The organism is Streptomyces sp. NPDC007162 (assembly GCF_040634175.1).
Lineage (GTDB): Bacteria > Actinomycetota > Actinomycetes > Streptomycetales > Streptomycetaceae > Streptomyces.
The window spans coordinates 1-5834 of record NZ_JBEYFC010000537.1 but is presented as its reverse complement, the minus strand read 5'-3'; the positions used below and the strand labels follow the sequence as shown (position 1 = coordinate 5834).

The 5834-nt window shown below is 71.5% G+C and carries 4 protein-coding genes; all 4 read right to left on the bottom strand.

Annotated elements, in window-relative coordinates; translation table 11 throughout:
• Positions 1-58: 58 nt before the first annotated feature.
• Entirely contained in the window at positions 59-3661 is a 3603-nt protein-coding gene (locus tag ABZ646_RS38425; protein ID WP_360529880.1) for a DUF4082 domain-containing protein, read from the bottom strand.
• Between the two features lie 81 nt (positions 3662-3742).
• On the bottom strand, positions 3743-4861 hold the full coding sequence (locus ABZ646_RS38420) for a DegT/DnrJ/EryC1/StrS family aminotransferase (protein WP_360529877.1): 1119 nt from the start codon (positions 4859-4861) through the stop codon (positions 3743-3745).
• The gene (locus ABZ646_RS38415; RefSeq protein WP_360529874.1) at positions 4858-5547 is read right to left on the bottom strand and encodes an acetyltransferase; all 690 of its coding nucleotides are present in this window, start codon (positions 5545-5547) and stop codon (positions 4858-4860) included. Before ABZ646_RS38415 ends, ABZ646_RS38420 begins: the two co-directional genes overlap by 4 nt.
• Positions 5544-5834: DegT/DnrJ/EryC1/StrS family aminotransferase (locus ABZ646_RS38410; protein ID WP_360529871.1), on the bottom strand; the 291-nt coding region annotated here is incomplete at its 5' end. The genes ABZ646_RS38410 and ABZ646_RS38415, both read right to left, overlap by 4 nt.

Sequence of the window (5834 nt, the reverse complement as noted above, 5' to 3'; positions counted from 1 at the left end):
GCTGCCGGCCGCGGACGTCACCTGCGCCGCGTCCGCCCACTGAGGGGCACCTGCGGGGTCAGTTCTTTTTCTTCTTGTAGGTGGTCCTGCTGCTGAGCGTCCAGCTCCGGGACGTCACCGTGTGGCGGTGCCTGTCCTTCGCCGTGACCGTGACCTCGAACCGGGTGCCGTCCGGCAGCGGGGCCGACAGGTGGACGGCCGCCCGGTGGGTTCTGCGGTCGTAGGAGACGACGGCCGTGACGTGGAGCTTTCTGGCCGCCGCGGAACCCTGCAGGACGGTCACGGTCGCCTTGACGGACGTCACCGCCGCCTTGGCCGGGACGGCCAGGACGAGGGCGCTCGCCGCGTCGGCGGTGTGCGCCACGGTGGCCGCGGTCACCTCCGAGGCGGCGACCGACGCGGCCAGCGACGTGCTCGGGTCGTCGGCGGTGAAGACGGGGCCGACCCAGTAGTTCGAGGAGCCGTAGGAACCGCTGGGGAAGGCCGGGTCGCTGCCGTACCTGTAGAGCCCGTTGTGGTGCGTGGCGGTGTCGGCCGTGGCCGTCAGCGGGTAGGACTTGTGGGCCGCCGCGAAGTAGCCGCCGTCCACGGCGTAGTTGCCGTTGGGCGCGTGGTAGGAGACCACGTACGGGGTGTCCGCGGTGATCGCCACCGGATTGGCGAAGGCCAGCGTCTGCCAGCCGGAGGCCGTCTCGTTGGTGAAGGTGCCGCTGGCGAGCAGGGTGCCGCCGTCGGTCCACAGGCTGCCGGTGTGGGTGCCGGTGTTGCCGGTGCCCTTGTAGAAGGTGACGCCGGTGACCCAGCCGGCCGCCGACGAGGTGAACCGGGTGCCCAGCTCGACGGAGTTGGAGTCGGCGGTCATGTCGGTGTTCGCCGGCATGGTGGCGGAACTCCACAGCGAACAGGGGCAGGTGACCGCGGGTGGCGTGGGACTGGTGGTGAACGACCAGGTCACCGGGTCCGTCATGGCGTTGCCCCAGACGTCGGACGCCTGCACGGACGCGGTGTACGAGGTGTTCAGGTCCAGCTCCGTCGACGGCGTGAAGGTCGCCTTGTTCGACGCGGGGAAGGTGACGGTCCCGGGCACGGTGTCACCGGACGCGTCCTTCACGGTGAAGGTCACGCTGTCGGTGTCGACGGCCGAGCTGAAGGTGGCCGACACCGGTGCCGTGATCGACGCCTCGGTCGCCCCGGAGGTCGGGGAGGTCGAGCTGACGGTGGGCGGGGTCGTGCTCGCCGTCGAGGTGTCCAGCACCACGTCGACCCAGTAGTTGCTGCCCGAGGACTGCGAGGACGGGAAGGCGCTGGCCGAACCGTAGTGGAAGACGCCGTTGCCGCCGTCGACGCCCGACTTCAGCGCCGTCAGCGGAGCCAGCCCCGCGTCACTGCCGGCGAGGCTGGTGTCGAAGGAGTAGCCGCCGTTGGGGGCGAAGTACGAGGCGACGTAGGTGGTGTTGGCCTTGACGGTCACCGGCGCGGCGAAGTTCAGCTGCTGCCAGCCGGAGGCCGTCTCGTTGGTGAAGGTGCCGGTGGCCAGCCGGGTACCGGAGGCGGTCCACAGGCTGCCGGTGTGGGTGCCGGTGTTGGCGGGCGACTTGTAGAAGCGCACCCCGGTGACCGAACCGGCAACGGTGGTGCGGAACTTGACGCCCAGTTCCAGCGAGCTGCCGTCACCGGCGTTGACGGTGCCGGGCACGGCGGAGGCCGCCCAGATGGTGCAGGGGCAGGCCTGCGGTCCGACGGTCAGCGGGATGGTGGTGACGGATCCGATGTTGACGCTGTCGTCGATCGCCCGGACCTTGACGGACGCCGCGCCCGGGGTGCTCGGGGTCCAGGTGTAGCTCCAGGAGGTCAGGCCGGTGGCGGCCTGCCAGGTCGAGCCGCCGTCCGTGGACACCTCGACACGGGCGACCACGCCGCCGGAGTCGGTGGCGGTGCCCTTGACGGTGACCGGCTTCAGCGCCGGGACGGTGATCCCGGAGGCCGGGCTGGTCACGGTGACCGTGGGCCCGGTGGTGTCGGTGGAGGCGGCGGCCGCGACCAGGTTGCTCTGCAGGGTCAGCGGCTGGACGCCCATGTCGGCGAGGATGTTCACCGTCGCCTGCTGCATCCGGGAGTCCTCGGTGACCACCGTGTCGTCGGGGTTGTAGGTGGGCACGTTGGTAAGGCCCCAGGACCACTGCACGGTGCCCGACCCGAACACCAGCGCCCCGGAGTCCTGGTCGCGGAACTCGACCAGGTTGTGGGTGGCCGTGCCGTTGCCGTAGACGTTGCCCCAGTCCTGGCGGAGCTTGCCGTCCTGGATGTCGACCGTGGTGGACGACACGTCGATGGCGCCGGCCGGTCTGGTGGCGTTGTCGATGTCGCTGTCCCACTCGTAGCCGAGCGTGCCGGTCGGGAAGGTCGCGGTCTGACCGGAGGTCAGGTTGGCGACGGAGGTGTTGCGCCAGATGCGGTTCTTGCCGTACGAGCCGGGGACCGTGATCGCGTCGCTGCGGTAGCCGTTCACCGTGAACATGGAACCGGTGAGGATGTTCGGCGGCTGGTAGGACTGGCCGTAGTTGGTGCTGGTCGGGTCCATCCAGGTGCCGGTCCAGACGCCGCTGGGGTCGGCGATGCCGTTGTTCTGCGCCATCTTGGTCATCTTGTAGCAGACCAGGGTGCGGTCCGCGGTGCTCGTGCCGTCGATGCTGGGGGCGAGCCTGGTCTTCCAGAAGACCTCGTTGCCGCTGAAGAAGGCCTCACGGACACCGGCCTTGCGCGCCGCCAGGACGTTGGAGTACTGGGTCTGCGTCCAGTACTCGTCGTGTCCCGAGGACATGTACACCTTGTGCTTCTCCAGCTGGGCGGCGCCGCCCGGCTGCGACACGTCCACGCCGGAGGTGTAGGTGACGTCGTAGCCGTTGCGTTCCAGCCAGGACAGCATCATGTACTCGGAGCCGTAGATGCCGTTGTCACCGCCGATGTCCAGCGGCCGGTTGTAACTGACCTCGTAGGCGCGGCCGTCCGGCGCGGGCCCGGCACCGTCGTACAGGTCCTGGCCGCCGTACTCGTTGTAGGCCTGCCAAGTCTGGTCGCTGGTCTGCACGACCATGCCGGCGGTGCTGGAGTCGTTGCGGACGACGAACGGGTACGGCATCAGACCGTCGCCGTCGGTCTGCGTGAGGTTCGCTATGTACAGGCCGGACACGGCGTCGCCGGGCACCGTCCAGGTCGCGGTCACCGGCCAGTTGCCGCAGTCCACCAGCCCTGTGCTGCTCTTGGTCGTGCAACTCGCGGGGTTGCCGGTGAAGTTGGCCGGGTAGGTCACCGCCGCCTGGGCCGCCGTGGACATCTGCCGGGCGCCGTCGCCGCCGTACCAGCCCAGCCGGTAGATCTGGATGTTGTACGGGGTCTTCGACTGGACCTTGAACTGGACGGTGTCCCCGGCCTGGACGCTCTCCTTGGTGGTGAAGCCCTTGATGTCACCGTAGGCGTTGGGCGAGAACCAGTCGGTCTTGGGGCTGCCCGGCTTGGAGTTCTCGCACACGATCGGGTTCGACCCCGAGCCGCAGGGATCGGACGCCGCCTGGGCGGACCCGGCCAGCGGGAGCACCGCCAATATCAATGCGACCACGACGGCGAGGCGCCCGCCCCGGATCCGTCTGCTCCATTTTTCCATGTGTACCTCTCAGCGGTGCTGTGCTGGTCCGGCCGACCGGGCCGAGGTGGTGCGGGGGGTGGCGGAGGAAGCGGGTGCCGGTCAGCCGCGGAGCGCGTCCGCGAACGCGTCCACGACGCGCTGCTGCTGGCCGGGGGTGATCTGCGGGTACAGCGGCAGCGACAGGATCCGGTCCGCCGCCCGCTCCGCGTTCGGGAAGTCGCCCCGGGCGTACCCGAGATGCCGGTATGCGGGCGTCAGGTGGACCGGGGCCGGGTAGTGCACCCCGGCGCCGATGCCCTCGGCGCCCAGCTTGCCGACGACGGCGTCGCGGTCGGCGTCGGCGACCTGGACGACGTACAGGTGCCAGACGTGGACGTTGCCGGGGGCGGTGACCGGGAGGACGACGCGGCCCGCGGCCGCCAGGTCGGCGAGCAGTTCGTCGTAGCGGGCCGCGGCCGCCCGGCGGGCCGCGTTGCCGTCGGCCAGCCGCTTGAGCTTCGCCCGCAGGACCACGGCCTGCAGCCCGTCCAGGCGGCTGTTGAAGCCGGGGACGTCGTGGCGGTACTTGGCCACTCCGCCGTGGTTGGCGATCGCCCGCACCTGCCCGGCGCGTTCCTCGTCGTCGGTGAGCACCGCGCCCGCGTCGCCGTAGGCGCCGAGGTTCTTGCCCGGGTAGAAACTGGTGGCCGCGATGGAGCCGCTGCCGGGCGCGCGGCCGTCGCGGGTGGCGCCCTGGCACTGGGCCGCGTCCTCCACGACGCGTACCCGCTCGGGCAGTCGGGCGGTCAGCGCCGCGACCTCGGCCAGCTGCCCGTACAGGTGCACCGGTACGACCGCGCGGGTGGCGGGGCCGACGGCGTCCAGCGCGGCCTCCGGGTCGAGCAGGTGGCTGCCGGGCAGGCAGTCGGCGAGGACCGGGCGGGCCCCGATCCTGGCCACCGCGCCGGCCGTGGCGATGAAGGTGTTGGCGGGCACCACCACCTCGTCGCCGGGCCCGACCCCGCTCGCGCGCAGGGCGAGTTCGACGGCGTCGGTGCCGTTGGCGACGCCCACGCAGTGCTCGACACCGCCGAACTCGGCGTACTCGCGCTCGAAGGCGCGGACTTCGTCGCCGCCGACGAACGCGGTACCGGCCAGGACCCTGTCGAATCCGGCCCGTACCTCGTCGGCGACCTCCTGGTGGGCCGCCTTGAGGTCCACAAGAGGAATCTGGTTCATGTCAGCGGTCCCCCCACTGTTCGCATCGCGAGTTCTTCCAGCGCGGGCGCGTCGGCCGCGCGCAGCCGCCGGGCCGGGCTCCCCACCCAGACCTCGCCCGGCGGCACATCGCCGAGCACGGCACTGCCCATCCCGACCAGCGACCAGGCGCCGACCGTGGTGCCCTCCCGGACCAGGGCCCCGGCACCCACGTAGGTGCCCTGCTCCAGCCGCGTTCCCCCGCCCAGCCGGACGCCGGACGTGATCGTCGCGAAGTCCTCGACCACGTCGTCATGGGTCAGGACGGCCTGGGGCATGACGGCGACGTGGGCGCCCACCCGCACGGCGGCGGTGAGCACGCAGTGTGCGAGCAGCACCGAGCCGGGGCCGATCCGGGACGACCGGGAGACCGCCGCCGTCGGGTGGACGACGGTGGCGTAGCGGTCCGCGGGCAGGGCGAGCCTGCGGACCAGCCGGGCCCGGGCCGCGTAGTCCCGTGGGTTGCCCACGCAGACCACCACCCGGACCCCGGGCAGGTCGTGCACCAGGTCGCAGCCGCCGAGCACGGGCACGGCGTCCACCTCGGTGCCGTGCAGGGCCGGGTCGTCGTCCAGGTGCCCGAGCAGCTGGGCCTCGCCCGCGTCCCGGACGGCCTGCGCGGTCTCCCGGGCGAAGCCGCCGGCGCCGACGATCACGAGTCCGGTCATCTTCGGGCCTGTTCGCGCAACGCCGCCACGACCCGGTCCTGCTGGGCCTCGGTCATGGTGTGGAACAGCGGCAGGATCAGCGAGTCGCGGCTGATCCGCTCGGTGACCGGCAGCGGCGCGCGCGGGTGGTCCGCGTAGGCGGGTTCGAGGTGCGCGGCCATGATCCCGCGCCGGGCGGAGACACCGGCCTCGGAGAGCGCGCCGAGCAGGTCGTCCCGGCCGACGGGGAACTCCTCGTCCAGCAGCACCCAGTAGGACTGGAAGTTGCTCTGGCCGTGCGATCGGAA